The sequence below is a fragment of the Pseudorhizobium halotolerans genome, from assembly GCF_902153235.2.
Taxonomy (GTDB): Bacteria; Pseudomonadota; Alphaproteobacteria; order Rhizobiales; family Rhizobiaceae; genus Neorhizobium; species Neorhizobium flavum.
In genome coordinates, this window is sequence record NZ_CABFWE030000016.1 from 102,598 (window position 1) to 121,336 (window position 18,739).

The 18,739-nt window shown below is 62.2% G+C and carries 19 protein-coding genes and 1 tRNA gene; 19 read left to right on the top strand and 1 reads right to left on the bottom strand.

The annotated features are described in order from the left end of the window. Positions 1–7: 7 nt before the first annotated feature. The 19 genes from FN060_RS20760 (at position 8) to FN060_RS20850 (ending at position 18,142) form a co-directional block, all read left to right on the top strand. The gene (locus FN060_RS20760) at positions 8–904 is read left to right on the top strand and encodes a Mu-like prophage major head subunit gpT family protein (protein ID WP_142589862.1); all 897 of its coding nucleotides are present in this window, start codon (positions 8–10) and stop codon (positions 902–904) included. 105 nt (positions 905–1,009) lie between these two features. Next, the gene (locus FN060_RS20765) at positions 1,010–1,567 is read left to right on the top strand and encodes an HI1506-related protein (RefSeq protein WP_142589863.1); all 558 of its coding nucleotides are present in this window, start codon (positions 1,010–1,012) and stop codon (positions 1,565–1,567) included. Further along, on the top strand, positions 1,567–1,998 hold the full coding sequence (locus FN060_RS20770; RefSeq protein WP_142589864.1) for a gp436 family protein: 432 nt from the start codon (positions 1,567–1,569) through the stop codon (positions 1,996–1,998). The genes FN060_RS20765 and FN060_RS20770 overlap by 1 nt, the downstream gene beginning before the upstream one ends. Beyond that, positions 1,998–2,564, top strand: coding sequence for a phage virion morphogenesis protein (locus FN060_RS20775; RefSeq protein WP_142589865.1), 567 nt, complete (start codon positions 1,998–2,000; stop codon positions 2,562–2,564). The genes FN060_RS20770 and FN060_RS20775 overlap by 1 nt, the downstream gene beginning before the upstream one ends. Then, complete coding sequence (locus FN060_RS20780; RefSeq protein ID WP_142589866.1) at positions 2,561–2,974, top strand: phage tail terminator protein; 414 nt, start codon at positions 2,561–2,563, stop codon at positions 2,972–2,974. The genes FN060_RS20775 and FN060_RS20780 overlap by 4 nt, the downstream gene beginning before the upstream one ends. A gap of 1 nt (position 2,975) precedes the next feature. Then, entirely contained in the window at positions 2,976–3,122 is a 147-nt protein-coding gene (locus FN060_RS20785) for a hypothetical protein (RefSeq protein ID WP_183949966.1), read from the top strand. Further along, positions 3,119–4,048: a phage tail tube protein gene (locus tag FN060_RS20790; RefSeq protein WP_142589867.1), complete on the top strand. Its 930-nt coding sequence runs from the start codon at positions 3,119–3,121 to the stop codon at positions 4,046–4,048. The genes FN060_RS20785 and FN060_RS20790 overlap by 4 nt, the downstream gene beginning before the upstream one ends. 34 nt (positions 4,049–4,082) lie before the next feature. Beyond that, on the top strand, positions 4,083–4,499 hold the full coding sequence (locus tag FN060_RS20795) for a phage tail assembly chaperone (protein ID WP_183949968.1): 417 nt from the start codon (positions 4,083–4,085) through the stop codon (positions 4,497–4,499). A gap of 77 nt (positions 4,500–4,576) precedes the next feature. Next, complete coding sequence (locus tag FN060_RS20800) at positions 4,577–4,870, top strand: DUF1799 domain-containing protein (RefSeq protein ID WP_210310782.1); 294 nt, start codon at positions 4,577–4,579, stop codon at positions 4,868–4,870. Continuing rightward, entirely contained in the window at positions 4,870–7,407 is a 2,538-nt protein-coding gene (locus tag FN060_RS20805; protein WP_244665901.1) for a phage tail length tape measure family protein, read from the top strand. Before FN060_RS20800 ends, FN060_RS20805 begins: the two co-directional genes overlap by 1 nt. Next, the gene (locus FN060_RS20810) at positions 7,407–8,048 is read left to right on the top strand and encodes a hypothetical protein (RefSeq protein ID WP_142589869.1); all 642 of its coding nucleotides are present in this window, start codon (positions 7,407–7,409) and stop codon (positions 8,046–8,048) included. The genes FN060_RS20805 and FN060_RS20810 overlap by 1 nt, the downstream gene beginning before the upstream one ends. Next, a complete protein-coding gene (locus FN060_RS20815) occupies positions 8,049–8,678 on the top strand; it encodes a hypothetical protein (RefSeq protein WP_142589870.1) in 630 nt (209 codons plus the stop codon). It begins immediately after the preceding gene. A gap of 127 nt (positions 8,679–8,805) precedes the next feature. After that, complete coding sequence (locus tag FN060_RS20820; protein ID WP_142589871.1) at positions 8,806–9,228, top strand: DUF6950 family protein; 423 nt, start codon at positions 8,806–8,808, stop codon at positions 9,226–9,228. Then, positions 9,229–11,781: a phage tail tip fiber protein gene (locus FN060_RS20825; protein WP_142589872.1), complete on the top strand. Its 2,553-nt coding sequence runs from the start codon at positions 9,229–9,231 to the stop codon at positions 11,779–11,781. Then, on the top strand, positions 11,778–13,268 hold the full coding sequence (locus FN060_RS20830) for a hypothetical protein (protein ID WP_142589873.1): 1,491 nt from the start codon (positions 11,778–11,780) through the stop codon (positions 13,266–13,268). Before FN060_RS20825 ends, FN060_RS20830 begins: the two co-directional genes overlap by 4 nt. Before the next feature lie 8 nt (positions 13,269–13,276). Then, positions 13,277–14,320, top strand: coding sequence for a hypothetical protein (locus FN060_RS20835; protein ID WP_142589874.1), 1,044 nt, complete (start codon positions 13,277–13,279; stop codon positions 14,318–14,320). Next, positions 14,317–15,630 (top strand): hyaluronate lyase N-terminal domain-containing protein, encoded by a 1,314-nt coding sequence (locus FN060_RS20840; RefSeq protein WP_142589875.1) that lies wholly within the window; start codon positions 14,317–14,319, stop codon positions 15,628–15,630. Before FN060_RS20835 ends, FN060_RS20840 begins: the two co-directional genes overlap by 4 nt. Then, positions 15,630–17,153, top strand: a complete 1,524-nt coding sequence (locus FN060_RS20845; RefSeq protein WP_142589876.1) for a hypothetical protein — start codon at positions 15,630–15,632, stop codon at positions 17,151–17,153. Before FN060_RS20840 ends, FN060_RS20845 begins: the two co-directional genes overlap by 1 nt. A 185-nt stretch (positions 17,154–17,338) precedes the next feature. Next, positions 17,339–18,142: a DNA adenine methylase gene (locus tag FN060_RS20850; RefSeq protein ID WP_142589877.1), complete on the top strand. Its 804-nt coding sequence runs from the start codon at positions 17,339–17,341 to the stop codon at positions 18,140–18,142. Between the two features lie 493 nt (positions 18,143–18,635). Here the strand turns inward: FN060_RS20850 and FN060_RS20855 are convergent. After that, a tRNA-Met gene (locus tag FN060_RS20855) sits at positions 18,636–18,712 on the bottom strand. Positions 18,713–18,739 lie beyond the last annotated feature (27 nt).

The window sequence follows — 18,739 nt, forward strand, 5'->3', positions numbered from 1 at the left end:
GTGACACATGGAACTTAATTCAACCACGCTTCGAGCCGCCGGCGTCGGCTTCAGTGCCGCCTTCGCTGCCGGCCTCGCCTCGGCCCAGCCGATCTACGAGCGCATCGCCACCACCGTGAACTCAACCACCAAGTCGAACGAATACGGCTGGCTCGGCAAGTTCCCGCGCTTCCGTGAATGGATCGGCGACCGCGTCATCAACGCGATGGAAAAGCACGGCTACACGCTGACCAACCGTTCCTTCGAGAGCACGATCTCCGTCGATCGTGACGACTTCGAAGACGACAACCTCGGCATCTATGCGCCGCTCTTCCAGGAGCTGGGCCTCAACGCCCGCCTGTTCCCGAACGAGCTGGTCTTTGCGCTGCTTGCAACCGGCTTCACCACGAAGTGCTATGACGGCCAGTACTTCTTCGACACCGATCATCCGGTGCTGGACAAGGACGGCAACAAGATCTCGGTTGCCAACACGGACGGCGGCGCCGGCGCTCCCTGGTTCCTGCTCGATGTCTCCCGGCCGCTGAAGCCGATCATCTACCAGAACCGCAAGCCATTCACGAACCTCGTCCGCAAGGACAAGGCCGATGACGACAACGTCTTCTTCAACAAGGAACTGATCTACGGCACGGACGGCCGCTGCGAGGTTGGTTTCGGCTTCTGGCAGATGGCTTGGGGTTCGAAGCAGGCACTCGACGCCACGCACTATGAGACGGCCCGTGCCGCCCTCACCGGCATGAAGGGCGACTATGGCCGCCCGCTGGCAATCAACCCGACGCTGCTGGTCGTACCGCCAAGCCTCGAAGGCGCTGCCAAGGGCATCGTCCAGAGCGTCCTGGTCAACGGCGGCGAAACCAACAAGTGGGCCGGCACTGCCGAAGTCCTCGTGGCTCCCTGGCTGGCGTAAGGGGGTTAGCGCCAGACTGGAGAAAACCGCCCGGACCGCCATCCGGGCGGGCTTTTCGAAGCGGATCGACCGCGATCCTCTCCGCAAAGCCCGAAAGGAAAGCCCATGGCTCCCCGTAAGACCAAACCTTCCACTGCTCCGACCAATGACGCGGCCAAGTCTGCGAAGGACGATACCGCGGTGCATTCGGAGCAAGCTGCTGCAGCCGCCGCAAATGGCGCCGCAGCAACCCCGCCGGGCGAGAGCGTGCCTGGCGGTACCAATACCGGCTCGGCAGACGGCAAGCGGTCGGCAACGACTTCCACCGAAGGGCATGACCAGGCTGGCGCGGGTGCTGCTACCGCGCCGGTCACCTCCAATACCTCCCAAGGTGATGATGCCACCGGGGCCGGCAATACGGCCGGTCCCGACGCGGCTCCCGCCTGGAAGTCAATGAACAAGGAAGAGTTCGTCGCGGCCTATCCGCTCATCTCTGCACTGATCGCCTCGCTGGAAGAGCCTCCGACGTCCGGAGAGTTCCGAGTTGTCGCAAAGACAAATGGTTTCCGCCGCGCCGGCTTCGTCCACTCCAGCCAGGGCCGGACCTTCCGGTCTGACGAAGTGACGCCCGACCAGCTCGAAGCGATGCTGGCCGAGCCTGAGCTGACGGTCGAGATCGTCTGATGAACTACGCGACGCAACAGGATCTGGTTGACCGCTTCGGTGAGGAGGAGCTGATCCAGCTCACCGACCGCACCAATATTCCCGTGTCGACCATCGATCCCGTTGTTGTCGATCGAGCCCTGTCGGACGCTTCCGAGCTGATCGACGGCTACCTGAAGAAGGTCGCAAAGCTGCCGCTCTCGGCCGTGCCCGGTGTCCTGGTCAAAACCTCCTGCGACATCGCCCGCTACTATCTCCACGGCAAGTCGGCCGACAAGGACAGCGCCGTCACCCGCGCCTACAATGAGGCGGTCAACTGGCTCCGGGACGTCTCCCGAGGACTGGTCGAGCTTTCGATCGATGGCGGTGATGCACCGGCAGCAGGCGGCGGGTCCGTCAAGGCCGTCGCTCCCAACCGTGTCTTCACGCGCGACAGCCTGAGGCACCTCTGATGCCGGGCGCCTCCATCATCATCGATGACGAACTGACGCCGGTCATCTCGGCCATCGGCATTGCCGTCTCGCATCCCGGTGAGCTGACCGCTGCTTTCGCCGCCTACCTGCTCGCCTCCACACAAAGGCGGTTTGAGCGCCAGACGGGGCCGGATGGTACGAAGTGGCCACCGCTCTCGAAGCGCACGAGCATGCAGAAGGTTCGCGGCCGGCGTCGCGGCACCGCCAACATTCTGCGCGTATCAACCAGGCTATACTCCAGCCTCGTTGCCAGTTCTGACGATGCCTCGGCCGAGGTCGGCACCAATGTCGAATATGGGCGCGTCCACCAGCTCGGCGGCGAGATCAATCACTATGCCCGAAGCCAGCGCGCCAGCTTCAAGAAGATCCGCAAGCGGTACCGCTTTGTCAGGCCCGGCACCAAGGGCGCCGTCGATCGCAACATCACGATCGGCGAGCACAGCGTGAAGATCCCAGCTCGCCCCTACCTCGGCTTCTCCGAGCAGGACCGGCAGGAGCTGATCGCCATCGGCCGCGACTGGCTCGCACAGGAGACGCCCCGATGATCCCCGCTATCATCAACCGGCTGATGGAGGCCGGAACGCCCTTCAGGATCTCCGGTGGCGCGGCACAGCTGGCAGACGTCAAGGATGCTCCGCCGCAGACGCCGGCGGTCTACGTCTACGTGGCCCGCGAGCAGTCGACCCCGAACGAGCGCATGAACACGATCCTGCAGCGCACGGCAGTCGACATCGGCGTCGTCATGGTGACGTCCAATCTCTCGAAATCGAACAATGCCGCAGCTGCCGGCGACATCGAGGCGCTGAAGGCTTACGTCCGCCAGAAGCTTCTCGGGTTCCTGCCTGAAGGCGCGGCCGACCCGCTGGAGCATGTCGAAGGCGAGCTGCAGTCGGCCCTCTCCGGCACCGTCTGGTTCGAAGACGTCTTTTCAACCGCACACTACCAGGAGGGCTGACATGGCCGAGAACGCCACCAAGGGCGGCTCATACACCCGCAACGAAGATGGCTCGCTGACGCTGGTCGAGCGCACCAAGCAGCCTGAAGCGAAAACGAAGGCGCCGGCAGCGACACCGGCCAAGCGCACCACGAGGGAAAAAGAATGACCCGCTTCTGGCGAAACCGCGCCCTGCTGGCGAAGATCGAAGACACTTATGGCGTTGATGCCGCTCCGACCGGCGCGGCCAATGCGATCGTTGCGACCAACGTGAACCTTGAGCCGCTCCTCGGCGAAGACGTCAGCCGGGACCTCGTGCTGCCCTACATGGGCCACCAGGGCGTGCTCCACGTCGCCAACTATGCCCGGCTCTCCTTCGAGGTCGAGATTGCCGGCGCCGGCGCGGCCGGGACTGCTCCCGCTTACGGCCCGCTGCTCCGGTCGGCCGGGATGGCCGAAGTCATCGCCGCCGGCGTCGACGTCCAGTACACGCCGATCTCCGGTGATTTCGAGGCAGCCACGCTCTGGTTCAACGGCGACGGCGTCCGCCATGCGCTCCTGGGGGCACGGGCGACCTTCACCATGAGCCTAGCGCCACGTCAGATCCCGCGCTTCGCCTTCACCTATACCGGCCTCCTCGGGACGGTCACTGATGAGGCGCTACCGGCACAGACGCTCGCGGCCTGGCAGACGCCGGTACCGGTCAACAAGGCCAACACGACCTTCTCTCTCCATGGCCTCGCGACGGCCGGCGTGGAAGGGATCACGATGGACGTCGGTGGCCAGATCGAGCCGCGGATGCTGATCAACCATGAAAGCATCCAGCAGGTCGATCGGCAGATGACGGGCAGCGCCATCATGGATGCCGTAAGCCTTGCCGAGAAGAACTGGTTCCAGATCGCGCAGGCGCATACCAAGGGCGCGCTCCTGGCGACCCACGGCCTCACAGCCGGCAACATCGTCGAGTTTGAGGGACCGGCCGTGCAGATCGGCCGCCCGACCTATGGCGAGAGCCAGCGGATCCTCAACAACACCCTGCCGCTCATGTTCACGCCGATCGCCGGCAACGACGAATTCAAGATCACGGTCAAGTAGGCCGCGATCAAACCCCGCTCAAAGGACCTTCGAAATGGGCTTCAAGCTGAAAAAGGAACTGATCTTTCCGTGGCCGGTGAAGGTCATCGAGCCTGATCCGGACAATGCCGGCAAGCATCTGGAGCGGGAATTCACCGCTCTGTTTGCGATCATCGATCCGAAGGACGCCAAGGCAGCGGAAGAGAAGCGGCGCAAGATCGTGGCCCAGATCACGCCGGAGCTTTCCCTGGACGAGCTGAAGGTCATCCAGGCCGAAGTCGATGCGCACGATCTTGCCGCGATCAAGCAGGTCATGAAGGGATGGCAGGACATCGTCGATGACGACGATCGGCCGATCGACTTCACCGACAAGAGCTTCCGGGAAGTGCTCGAATACCCGCGCGTCAAGTCGGCTCTGATCCGGGCATACCGCGAGGCCATCAGCGAGGACCAGGCCCGCCTAAAAAACTGACTGACGCGGCGGTCGCCTGGGCTCGCGCCCGCACCGGCCGCGTCGATCGAAGCAAACCCGCCGCGATCGATGACGACGTGCGCAAGCAGTTTGCGGAGTTGAATGTCCAGGTCGAGCACGACCAGGACGACGGGGATGACACCGAGATCATGGCCAATGCCTGGCACAGCTTCAGCGCCTTCATCGCCTGCCAGACGCAATGGCGTGCCGTGGCGGGCATGACGGGGCTGATCTGGCTTGGCCTCGACTATCTCGCCTGCAAGCAGGTTCTCCTCTCTCTCGATTTCGAGCGCGAGCAGCGCAAATCCGCCTTCAACGATCTCCGGTTCATGGAGGCCGCCGCTCTTCCCATCCTCAACGAGGTGGCGTGATGGCTACTCCACTGAAGATCTCCGCCAGGGTCGAGATCGACCCGAGCCAGGCGCGGCAAGGTGCCGCCGAGGCAAGCCGTGCCGTCGATACCATCGGCGATGCTGCCGGCCGTACCGCGACGGAGATGCAGAAGCTGATCGCAGCCTCGACCGGCCTGCACAGCAGCACCGGTAATGACAACATCCGGCGCTGGACTGGCGCGCTGGCCGATGAAGGGCTGGCGCTCGATCGACTTCGGGCGAAATACAACCCGCTCTTCTCCGTCATTCAGAACTATAAGCAGGCGCAGATCGAGATCCGCACCGCACATGCCATGGGCGCACTGTCGGCCGATGAAATGAGCGCTGCGCTCCAACGCCATCGGCAGGCGACGCTGGCGAGCATCGATGCGATCAAGGGACGGAACCGGGCGCTGGTCGACACACCAGCCATGATGGGCGGTTCGGCTCGTGGGTTTGAGACGGCCAATATCGCGGCGCAGTTTCAGGACATCGCGGTCACCTCGGCCATGGGCATGTCGCCCCTACAGATTGCCCTCCAGCAGGGCACCCAGCTTTCGATGGTTCTCAACCAGATGGAAAGCCCGGTTCGCGGACTGGCTGCTGCCTTCATGTCGGTCATCAACCCGGTCTCGCTGGTGACCATCGGCGTCGTCGCGGCCGGCGCTGCGGCGATCCAGTACTTCTCCACCCTCAATGATGATTCCGCTACGGCGAAGCAGGTTCTTGAGAACCATACCGCGCTGATCGCCCGCATTCGGGAAGCCTGGCCACAGGCGGCTGATGGCCTTCGAGCCTATGCCTCCGAAAGCAGCAAGATCCTGAAGCAGGAGATCGCCGATCAGATCAAGGCGCTTGAGAAATCCGTGCTCGATGCCGGCGTTTCTCTCCGCGACGGCCTCGGCCAGTTCGACATCCGCGATTTTGGCGGTGCGACCTTCATAATCGGCCAGATGCGATCGGCGATGGCGCAGTTGGATGAGGGCATTCGCTCCGGAAAGCCCAACCTTGAGGCTTTTGTCGGAACGCTGATCGATATCGAGAACCAGAGCGGCACGCCGGAGAACATCCGCAAGATGATTGCGGAGCTTCGCGCCTCGGCGAGTTCGGGGCTTGAAGCCCAACGCGCCCTTTCACCGCTTGAAGGTGTGATGAAGGGGATCGGCGCTGCGGCTGCGGCCGAGGCGAACCGCGTTGGCATCTTCACGAAAGCCCTCCGGGAGCTTTCGGGGATCTCGGTTGCCAATCTCACGGACACCGAACTTGCGGAAAGGCAATACCGGCTTGCGCAATCCTACGCGAACAACCGCGAGGAGCGCGACGACGCCTATCGGCAGTTCCAGGACACCCTGCGCCGGATCGAGGACCAAAACCCGACCGTCATCAACAGTGATGGCAACCGCACCAATGTACCCGCACCTGGCAGCCGGCCGGTAACGCTCGGCGACAAGCCCGACAAGGCCGCCACGGCGACGGCCAATGCCTACCGGGACCTGGTCAAGTCGGCCGACGATCGCGTGGCCCAGATGAAGCTGGAGGCGGAGCTGGCGGGCCAGACCGGTGTCGCCTCCGAAACGCTGCGCTTCAAGCTCGACCTCCTGCAGCAATCGGAGGAGAAGGGTCGCTCGCTATCGGCCAAGCAGGTCGAGGCGATCAATGCTCGAGTCGAGGCGTTCAAGAAATACGCCGAGGCGGCAGCATCCGCGCAGCTGAAGGCGGACCTGCTCTTCCAGCGTGAGCAGCTCGGTCGATCGGCGATGGACCAGCAGATCGCATCGACGCTGCGTAGCGCCGGCCTTGCGGTCGATTTCGACAGCTATGAGGCTGGCCTCATCCGGACGAACCTGCAGCTGCAGTATGCGCGGGATCTCGCCGGCGACTTCACTAGCACCCTCTTCAGCGGCCTTCGGGAAGGCAAGGGGCTGTGGGAGTCGATGGGCGACGCGGCGATCTCCGTCCTCAAGCGGATCTCCGACACCCTGTTGAACGACGTCCTGAATAGCCTCTTTCAGGTGAACGGCGCGGCATCCGGCGGCTCCGGAGGCGGCATCCTTGGCGCCCTCTTCGGCGGGTTCGGCAGTCTGTTTGGTGGCGGAACCTCCGCCTTCCCTTCTGCCCCTGGCGGTCTTTACGATCGTGGCGGCTATACCGGTCCTGGTGGCGTTCACGAGCCGCGCGGCGTGGTTCACGCTGGCGAGGTGGTCTGGTCCCAGCGGGATGTCGCCCGCGCCGGCGGCCCTCAGGTTGTCGAGGCGATGCGTCTCGGCCGACGAGGCTATAACAATGGCGGTGTCGTTGACGTCGCGCCGCTGATGTCGCCGCAGATGTCTCGTCCGAATGGTGCGGCCACGTCAGGCAAGATGCAGCTCATCCTGAAGCTCGGCCTTGATGCCGACAGCAATGGAAACATCATGCCGGCGATCCGCGAAGCCATCGCCCAGGATGCGCCCGGAATCGCGGTCGAGGTCGTGAAGCAGTACGATCAGGATCTTCCCAACCGGATGGCCGAGATCAACGAAAACCCGAGGTGGCGCTAATGGCTGCTCCGCTTTCACTTGCCGCCGTGTTCGACCAGCTGCCGATCGCTTCGGTGGAATGGTCGATCCAGCGGAACGACGAATTCTCCGGGATTGGAAGTGGTGACGTCTGGCAGGCCGAGCTGGCCGATCCGCTCTGGACGGCCGACGTCATCCTGGGCGACGGCCTGCACGATGAATTGAAGCAGGTTGCGGCACGGATCAGGGCACTGGATGGGTCGCGCGTATCGTTCCTGATGTGCGACCCGCTGTCTCTCTACCCGCAGGCGGATCCCGGCGGCCTGGTCCTCGGCGCGGCGGCCGTGACAATCCGCGCGGTGGACAGCGATCGGCGCGTCGCACTTCTTCAGGGACTGCCGGCGGGCTACGTCCTGACCATCGGCGACAAGCTGCAGATCACTCAGGGCGAGGCAATCCGGTTCTTCGAAGTCGCCGCCACCGTCGCAGCAGCTGGTACCGGTGAAGCGAACGTGTCCGTCTTCCCGAGACTTCCCCTGTCTCTAGCGCCAGGTGCGACTGTAACCCTGATCCGCCCAGCCTGCCCCGTGATCATCCAGCCGAACACCCACAAGCCGGGTGTCGGCCGCCGAGGTGCCACCAGGGGCGCAGCATTCCGAGTCCTGCAGAAGAAGAGAAGCTAGGTGCGCAATCAGCCCGCTGCCATCACGGCCGTCCAGTCAGCCGCCACAGACGCGGGCCTCATCACACGCCTCGCGGTCTGGGTCGTTGCCAAGAACAGAGCAACAGGATTGCCGGAGCCGATCGGCGTCTGGGATGGGGATGAGGATATTGCCCTCTCCGTCATCGACGGGGAGACCAATCAGGTTGTGACCCGACCCTACTATGGCGGCGGCAACCTTCTGACCGTCAGCGAGATCCCGCGCACGTCTGACTTCACCGTCCAGACGGTCAGCATCGATCTTTCGCAGCTCGCCACGGTCGCGCAGCTCGTGACCAGGACGCATGACGTTCATCGTGCTCATGTCGAGATCCACGAGATCCTCCTGCATCCGGAGACCGGCCAACCGGTCGCGGCCGACCTTCCTCTGTTCCTCGGGATTGTCGATGGCATGCCGATCAAGACGCCGCGGATCGGCGGCGAAGGACGTGCGACGCTCAAATGCGTTTCCGAGGTCATGTCGATGCTCACCCGCACCAACCCCGAGAAAGCGTCCTACGAAGCGCAGAAACTGCGCGGCGGCGATGAGTGGAACCTGTATGCCGGCGTCATCGAGACATGGGACCTTCCCTGGGGCCAGAAGGCATCCTGACGGCAGCTATTGCTCTGTCCGCTTCCGTTGACTATGCTTCCCCCCATCCACCTGACATTGCGATAGGTTCCCCACCGTCCGAAATCGGACGGTGTTTCGTTGTGCGCCGGCCGACCATGATGCCGGGATGACGCTCACCCGACACAAAGACTGGCGCCGTCGCTACGAAGCCGCGATCGACGAGATCAAGGCGCGCCCGTTCGTGTGGGGCGAGCACGATTGCGGTCCCTCGCTTGCCGGCCGCCTGGTCCATGCAATGACCGGCGTCGATCTCTCGGCGCAGTATGCCGGCACCTACCATGATGCATTGAGCGCCGCCCGTCTGATCCGGGAGCTTGGCTTCGAGACGCTGGGCGACCTGGTCGCATCGATGCTGCCTCCCATCCATCCAAGCCAGGCAGAGATCGGCGACATCGCGGCGATCGCCATGGATGGACCGATCGGCCACGCGCTCGGCGTCGTCAACGGCGAGAGGATCTTCGTGCTCACCGAAACAGGCGTCGGCACCGTTGACCTGCTCGACGCCGCCATCTGCTTCAAGGTGGGTTGAATGGGCCTCCGAAGCCTCCTTGCTCTCCTAATTCTGCTTCTGGCTGCAACGTCCGCGACAGCTGCCCCGGTCGGAGGCGCAATCGCGGCTATTGCCGGGTTCTTCTCGGCCGGCGGTGTCGCGGCCTTCCTCGTCAAGACGGCCTTCGTCATCGCTGTCAACGTGGGCATGGGGTTGATCCAGCAGGCCCGTGCTGGCAAGGCGGCAAGAAAGCGGGAGCCGATCGGCGTCACCCTTTCGGTGCAGATGGGGGATACCCAGCCGCGCACCTATCTGCTGGGCACCTATGCCACAGCTGGCCGCCGGATCTACATCGGCACCTGGGGAAGCGCTGACAACACGCCCAACGCCTATGTCACCGATGTCATCGAGCTTTCCTGCCTTCCCTCCAATGCCGGACCGCAAGGATTGCAGTCCGCTTGGATCGGCGACGTCCAGTGCACGATCCTCTGGAACGAGCCCCATCCGGACGGCAGGGGCTTCCCAGTCCAGCAATTCAGGCGAGGCGGCACCGATTATCTGTGGCTGAAATATCTCGACGGCAGTCAGGTTGCCGCCGATCCGTTCCTGATGGCAGTATTCGGTGGTCATGCCGAGCGGCCGTTCAAGTCCTCCATGGTCGGCCGTGGCTGTCAGGCCGTCATCCTGACCGCGCGCTTCAACCAGGACCTCTTCCAGCAAGGCTTGCCCCAGGGCGTCTACCAGCCGACGCCGATGCCGCTCTATGACCTGCGGCAGGACAGCACGAACGGAGGATCGGGTGCCCAGCGCTGGACGAACTCCGGAACGTGGGCGTCGAGCGACAATCTTGCGACCATGATCTACAACGTCGCACGCGGCATCTACTATGACGGCCGATGGCTGCATGGCGGGCGGAACTTCCCTCAGCATCGCCTTCCCGCCTCCTCATGGATCGCCGCACTCAATGAAGCGGACCGCCTCCTCGGCGGTCGCCGCCAGTTCCGTGGCGGTCTTGAGGTTCCGGTCGACCAGGAGCCGCTCGAAACGATCGAAGATCTCCGGCTCGGCTGTGCCGGTCGCCTGGCTGAAGTCGGCGGCATCATCAAGCTCCTGGTCGGTGCGCCGGCAGCTGCCGTCTACAGCTTCGACGATAGCGGCATCGTGGTCACCAGCGAGCAGGATTTCCAGCCGTTCCCTTCCATCTCCTCAACCTACAATACCGCGACGGCCGTCTATCCGGAGCCTTTGCAAAGGTGGACCTACAAGGACGCTCCGGAGAAGTCCTCGCCGGCGCTGGTTGCACGAGACGGCGGTCAACGGCTGCCCATCGACCTCCGTTTCGATGCCGTGCCCTTTTCGGATCAGGTTCAGTCCCTGATGAAGACAATGATCGACGAGGAGCAGCGCTGGCGCGTCCACGAGGTCGTTCTCCCGCCTTCGGCTTCGGCGCTGGAGCCGAACGACGTGGTGTCCTGGTCGAGTGAGCGGAACAGCTACTCTAACAAGAAATTCCTTATCGTCAGGAGCACGCGCCTCAGGGGCAGCCTGCACCGCACCCTGATCAAGGAACTCGACCCATCCGACTACGATCCGCCCGAGATCATCACGCCTCCGGTCGTCGGGTGGCTTGGCCCGATCCTGCCGCCGCCCCAGCCGATGTTTGGTTGGCAGGTGGAGCCCGATGTGCTGCGGGACGCGGATGGCAATCCGTGGCGGCCGACAATTCGCATCAGCGCCGCACCCGACCAGGACGATGTTCAGTTTGTTTGGGTGCAGGTGCGCCTTGCCGCCGATCAGTCGATAGTGTTCGAGAGCACCTCGACACCCTATGCGCCTCCGTACAGCTGGCTGATCAACGCCGTCTTTAAGGGCAGCACCGACTACGAGGCTCGCGGAAGGTTCACGCCCTATACCCGCCGCGAAACTGAGTGGTCGGATTGGATGCCGGTTCGGACTCCCAATGTCGGCGACGGCGATTTGATCGCGGATCTGAGCAAGATCGGTGCTGACGTCAAAGCGATCTTTACGAAGCTTTATAGCGAGATCGGCGACCTCCGGTCTTCGCTTGAGCGCCTTCTCACGGATCATCAACTTGAAGGCGCAGTGACCGAGACGCAGCGCCGGCGCGTCGAGGTAGCGGTAGAAAACGCCCGCGCCTTCTTCGAGGAAGAGATCGTCGTCATCGCAGACGACTTGGCGGCCATCGCCAGCCAGACCACAGAAATCGGGACCCAGCTCAACGAACGCTTCGCTGGTGGCATGGTCAAGTTCGAAGCGGTCGCCAGTCCGGCCGGTGTCGATGTCAGCTATGCCATCCTACTGAAGGCCGGAAGCACCGGCGCGTTCATGACAACGGGCATGCTGCTGCAGCTCTACACACAAGCCGGCGTCGTGAAGTCTCGGATCGCCTTCGACACGCAGCAGTTCGTTGTCACAGACACGGCCGGCAACGCCTCTTCGCCACTGGTCTTTGAGAACGGCCAGCTCAAGCTCAATGTCGCCAACATCGGCCTCGTCAATTCGGCGATCATCAGCCTCGGCGGTGGCCGCGTCCGGATCGATGAGAACGGCATCGTGGTGAGGTCGTCATGATCAGCTGGGCGGTAGGTGTCGACTACGAGAACGTCTCTTGCGTCAAGATCACCTATGGCGACCGGGATCCGAGGACCATCCTGGACAGCGAGCGGTCGGCGTTCCTCTACAATTCGAAATGGTCGGCCGACGTAAAGGTCCAGCTCTCGATCACGCCTCTCACCTACTACTCTTCGACGGGTGGCGACGGAAACTACTTCGTGCGCACCACGACCGGCAGCAACCGGCTCTATGCTTCGAATGCCTATTTCGGCGGGCTCCTCTATGGCCTGCCTCTGTTTGACCTCAAGCCGATCCACTTCTCGACCGGAAGGTTCCTGGACGGCAAGACGGTCCTGAGCACTCGTGGTTACGGCGATCGAGGCGGCCGCTGGCGGACAAGTGCTGCCGGGGTCAACGGCGGGATCTGGTACAAGGATTGGGATCCTCCGGACACGAGCGCCCCCACCTATTGGTCCTACGGCGTCTATGTGTTGCAGGAACTCAACGACAGCAACAGCAGCACCGGCCGCCGAGCGGGCCTCGTGATCTGGCGACTGCCGGGTGATGAGACGCCGATCATCGGCGGCGCTCCTCAGGCTCCGGTGCCTGGTCAGGACGTCATCCAGATAACCAAGGATTGGTGCCGGGCGGCCAAGCCCGGTTTCGACGTCAAGATGGCGACCGAAACCCAGCTGGCCTTTGACAGCTCCAAGCTCCCGCCCAAGGTGATTGCCGCCGCGGATATCGCCGTCCCAGCTGGCGTTTCGAGCTATGACCTCGGAATGCCTCTGCCGGCCGGGTCCGCGCCTGATGTCTACTTCTACACCGCCGGCGACGCTCTTTATTTCCCGACCAATCCGACTGAGTTCGAGAAGGGGGCGGAGTATTGGATCGACGGGCAGTATCTGTACTTCAGCAATCCATCTGGGGCCTGTCGCGCGCGCTTCATCGTCATTGCTGGCGAAGGCGATGCTCCCACCTCCGGCAACAACGACGTCTGGCGCCAGCTGACCATCAACGGCGAGGATGTTGTTCAGTTCTTACGTCCTGGCGCCGGGCCCAGCCCAAGCTTTCGGGACATCGTTCTCGATAGCCGGTGGCCATCGCTGCAGATCCTTGCGGAAGGGTACCTGCCGGTCGGGAATGGCGCACAGCAGCACGTTGTCCCGATCAATGCAGCCGGCATGTTCCCGATCGTGAAGTACATGACCGTCCACGGCGGTTATAGCGACGGCCTTGGGACGTCGTGGTCGAAGGCGATCAAGCCGCCAGTGGTAAGCCGGCTTGGGCTCTATCGGACGGGCTGGCAGTCCATCGAGGACGGCGGCGATTCCACCTATTGCCGGGTAACCTCGACGGAAGCCCGCTTCTTTACGTTTCGGGGCGCTCCCGTCTGGAAGTGGTACCCCACCGCCCAGGCATTCGACCAGAACACCCCGTCTTACGAGTACGACGACAACCCGATCATCGGGATCCGCTACTACGTGTTCGGCATCCCGGCTTAGGACCCGCTATGACCTCTTTCTATCGCACCGGAACAGTCACTCTTGAACAAGGCAGCACCGCTGTCGTCGGCAATGGTACCGGCTGGATGCTGGCGCTCATTTCAGGCGGAAACATCCTTGTCGAGGCGATCGGGAATCCACTCCCGATCGCCACTGTCGACAGCGACACCGCGATCACGGCCGAGCTGGCATGGATGGGAGCAAGCGGCACCTACAGCTATTCGATCCAGCGGGACACGGCGTACCTGAAGGAACTCGATGCCAACAGCCGAAACCTGTCGTTCATGCTCTCGGAGCTGCGGGCCGGAACGATCTTCAAGTATGACGCGGTGGGCACGCTCGCAGGCCGCGCCATGCATGACGCCAAACCGGCGAGGTTCGGATACCTCGTTATCATCGGGGTCGAGGAGCCGGAGTTCTACGTCAAGGCAAGCGATGCGGCGGGTGATTGGGCTGGGCCTTTCAACTACGGTACCGGTCCCGTAGGGCCGGCACCATCACTGGCGATCGGCACAGTACAGACACTTTCGCCAGATCAGCCGGCAAGTGTTTCGCTGACCGGCAATAACGGCGCTTACCAGATGACCTTCGCCATCCCGCGCGGCGTTCAAGGATACAAGGGCTGGGTAATTGAGCCAGAGGTAGTGGCCCACGGTTCGAAGCAGGTGCTGCGCGTTGCCGACTTTATTGGTGGAGAGGGTACGAAGCCCGCCGGGACCGGCCTCTATGTCGGCCTCGGGGGCCTGGTTGCAGACATCAATGATGCCATCGACATTCGGGGCGACGTCGGTCCGCAGGGTATACGCGGGATCACCTGGCGCGGGGCGTGGAGCAGCCTGAGCGAGTACGTAAACGGCGATCTCGTGACGGATGACGACGCCGAGGCCAACCCCGCCACGTGGATCTCCTCCACCACCAATACCAATAGCCGGCCACGCGATAACCCGGCCGACTGGCAGTACTTCCCCGGCTCAGTCCCCCGTGTGCAGGACTATGGCCTCATCACCGACGCAGCAGACATCACCCGAGATTATGGAGGCCTCGCAGCATGAGCGAAGCAATCAAGCGCCGTCGCGGCACAGACGCTGAGCATTCGACCTTTGTGGGCTTGGAGGGCGAGTTCACCTTCAACACGACTACAAAGCGGATCCACGCCCACGATGCGGTGACGCCGGGAGGCATACCAGCCGCTCGCTTAGACGAAGTCGGTGGCGGGTCTGCCTCCGAACTAGTCGAGGCGGTGAAGACCGACGACTATACGCTGACTGTTGATGACGCTGGCATCGTCATCACGGCCAACAAGGCAACCACTATTACATTCGCCCTTCCTGCGGTGGGTGCGAGCAATGCGGAAGCCTATCTCGTCTACAACGCCGGTGCTGGCACGCTGGTGATAGATCCGAACGCATCGGAGCAAATCGAAGGCGCGTCTTCGATCTCGCTGCTGACTGGTGAGTCCGCCCGCATCTGGCCGAATGAGGCGAAGACGCTCTGGCGTGCGACCGTTTGGATGGCAACGAACAAGAACGATGTCATCGCTGCATTGTTTGCAACCCCAAAGACCATCAAGAGCGCGAATTTTGCTCTTTCGAATGATGGCGGCGGGAAGGCGCTCTTCGACACCAGTGCGATTGCCGCCGGTCAGTCGAGATCTATCAAATTGCCTGACCGAGATACCGCAATCGGACGAACGCTGCTTCGTATCACGACCTTCACGGCGAGTGGAACGTGGACGCCTCATCCTGACGCAAAGATGGTTTGCTTCGCTGCGCAGGGCGCTGGCGGTGGCGGCGGTGGTGTGGCTGCTGCGGGCACTGGCGTCGGCGGAGGCGCAGGAGGCGGCGGTGGCGGATACCAGGAGCGGTGGCTTGTGTCTGGATGGGGAGCGACGGAGCCGATCACTGTTGGCGCGATGGGGTCAGGTGGCATTGGAGGTGGGGCACCCACGGCGGGAGGTGATAGTTCCGTTGGAACGCTTTGCGTCGGCAAGGGTGGTGGCGCCGGCGCTTCCGGCACCACTAGAGTGACCGGCAACCAGCGGGCAGCAGGCCCGGGCGGTGATGGCGGTGGCGGTACGGGTACCGGTGGCGTCTCGGCAGGGATGGATATCGTCATCCCCGGTGATGGCGGCCGTGTTGGTGTCCTTTTCGGGACGGGACTGACCGCGCTTTCTGGGGAAGGCGGCGGGTCCGCGCTTGGGTCAGGTGGCCGACAAGTCACCGAAGGCGGTTCTTCAGGCAATATTGGACAGAATGGCACCGGCTACGGTGGCGGTGGCTCAGGCGCTTCGAACGCAAGTGCGAACGCATACAATGGTGGCAATGGCGCGCCCGGTATTGTAATCATCACGGAATGGTCATGATGTCCCGGCGTACATTTGCTTTTAGCCTAGCTTCCTTCGCGCTCGGTGCTGGAGGCGGCGGCGCGGGCCAGAACTCCGTTTCTCGATCCTCATCGAAAATCACGCTTTCCGCCACAGTGAACCTTGGCATCGAGGCTGGGCAGGCGTTGGGCACGCTGCTTCAGGTTCGCGGCAGCGGTTCAATGGACGTCATTAGCGCCCTTGGCGTACCGCAGTTCTACAATCACTACGTCCGTAACAATCCCCGGATGCTGCATTCCTTCGCTAAGAAGGGTGACCAAAGCGACTTTGTCGTGACCGAGCTGGGCACGGCGCGAAATGATAATCCGCGCTACCACGTCTTCGTGCTTGATGGCGTTCTGATCGACGGGACCAACCGGCAATATTATGACGAGGGCAGCAATACGTGGGTCAACCTGCCGACACCATGGAACGGCACAACCTTCGCCGCCGGCGAGCAGATCAACTATGCTCACTGGATCGGGAGCGGCCTCTTCGTCTCGACCGACAAGGGAATCTACTACGACGGCGTCAAGATCGTCGGCTACAGCGGCCCAACATACAAGCCGAGCAACGGCAGTGCGCTGTTTCACAATGGCCTGCTGTTCACAAGTTGGGACGACGGCTATATCCGCGTCTATTCCTGGACACCCGGTGGAGCGGTAGGATCTCCGATCAGTTCATTCGCTCTTATGCCGTCGCATTTCCTGAGGGCCTTTGGGATCCTCAACGGGGCAGTCTACGCCATCTCTGGATATGGAAGAGCCATCAAGTACGATGCGGTAGCTAACTCTTGGGCGTATGTCAGTCAGCCTGAGAGCGTGAACGAATTCTACTGCTTGATGCAGTGGTTTGATGAGCTTCGTTTAGGCGACTATCCGAACGGAGATCAGTGGCATCTGACCGCAAGCTCGGTCACCCGCATTCCTGACTTCCCGCCGGAAGAAGCGGGCGCGGGTCCGAACGTGAGAGAGATCCAGGCCATGACAATGTATGGGGGAGACATGGTGCTTCCCCTGTTCCCGTGGGGCGTAGTTCACCGCCACGACACGATCAACAACGCCTGGCACTACCAGAGGCTCTACACGGCACCGCCGATCGACATGAGCAATGGTCCTTACATCGACACCTTCGGTGGCAATACCGACTGGCGTCAGCGTCTGCCATGCGCCGGCATCTGGAAGGATGGAGCGTTCACGGTAGGGTCGAACACACCCGGCAACCTCCAAGCGCCAGACTATGAATCCGTGCCGAACCGAGATGAATACGGGAAGGTGTGGAAGCTCGTGCGGCCCCATGCTGTGTCAGGTGAATTGTCGTGGAAGACCGTTCCGACCACGTTCACGATGGAGATCAGTGCGGCCGGGATTGTCACGAAACAGGACGGCGTAACGATCTCAACAGTCGCCGGCTTCACGCCTTCTCAGCTTGAAGGCACTGATCCGCTCACGGTTGAGTTCGGCAATGGCATCTATGGCCAGTTCCCTGGTTCGATTGTCAGCACGAGCATTCAGCAAGAATAGCACCTCCTCGGCTATCCCTGCGGCCGTCTCAATCCGATGCGGCCTACCAGGCAGCCGGAGCGCCGAAGCGCTCCTAGCGACGGGCCGAAGTTTGGCGACCTGACCCGTCCGACTGTAGCTCTCACAACCGTCGTACCTGGACCCCGAAGGGCCAGACGACAGTGAGCGGAACGGATTAATTTTTTATGCACCATCTTCATCTTGAACAAGTATCGCCTACCCTGCCGGCGGCAGCTTACATCGGCGGGAAACGCATCTTATCGAAACAGATCATCGAGCGCGTCAACGAGGTGCCGCACGACTGCTATGCCGAACCCTTCGTTGGCATGGGCGGTGTCTTCCTGAGGCGCAATAGACGACCTCGACTGGAAGTGATCAACGACATCAACGGCGAGGTCGCCAACCTCTTCCGAATCCTCCAGCGGCACTACCCGCAATTCATGGAGACGCTGCGCTTCCAGATCACGTCTCGGAGGGAATTTGAGCGGCTTTCTCAGACTGATCCCGCAACCCTCACCGATCTAGAAAGGGCGGCGCGCTTTCTCTACCTCCAGCGCCTCGCATTTGGTGGTAAGGTGGCCGGTCAGAACTTCGGGATCTCGATGTCTGGAGCGCGCTTCAATCTCCTGAAGCTCGGTCCACAGTTGGAAGACATCCATGAGAGGATGGCAGGCGTCGTCATCGAGAGCGTCACCTGGCAGAAGGTCATCGAGCGCTATGATCGAGCAGCGACCCTTTTCTACCTCGACCCTCCGTACTGGGGGAACGAGGAGGACTACGGCCGGGCGGTGTTTGCCCGCAAGGATTTCGCCGAGATGGCATTAGTTCTCGGCAGCATAAAAGGCCGCTTCATCCTATCCTTGAACGCGGTTCCAGGCGTCTTTGAGACCTTCTCAAAGTTCAGGATCGAGGAGGTCGACTGCACCTATTCGATCAGCGGCGGACCGAGGTCCAAGGCGGTAAAAGAAGTGATCATCTCCAGCCCTTGATCTCCGTTTCAAGTGGGCCGATACCAGTTGGGACCGGTGGCGGCCGGGACTGACTTACGACCGATGCGGCGGTCTCAACGTGAGAATGCCATATGCGTCGAAAACCGCTTCCCGACGACGAGCCCCGCGATCCTCACCTGGCAGACTTCACCGGCCGTAAGATCGTGGTGCAATGCGCTACCTGCGGGATGCGCCGCAGGTACGATGCAAGCGCCATGCTGAAGAAAGTGCCTGATATGAGCCTACCGGAGCTGCGGCTCAAATTGGCTGAGGCAGAAGGCTGCTTGAAGGTCCACAACCCCTACTACGATCGATGCGGCCTTAGATATGACGTCGAAGCTATGGGGCTGCTTTGAGGGGCGTTCTTGCCAGCGGCTGGATTTTCGAAAAGTCCGGATCTCGCTGTCAAAAGTCCGGAAAGGCGCGTCCGGCTACAACGGCGCCTTCGCGGCAGTCGACGAGATGCAGTGACTTCTGATATTCTGGAGAAAAGTGGTAGCGGGAGAGGGACTTGAACCCCCGACACGCGGATTATGATTCCGCTGCTCTAACCACCTGAGCTACCCCGCCACACGATGACCGGCCCTTGGTTTTCAG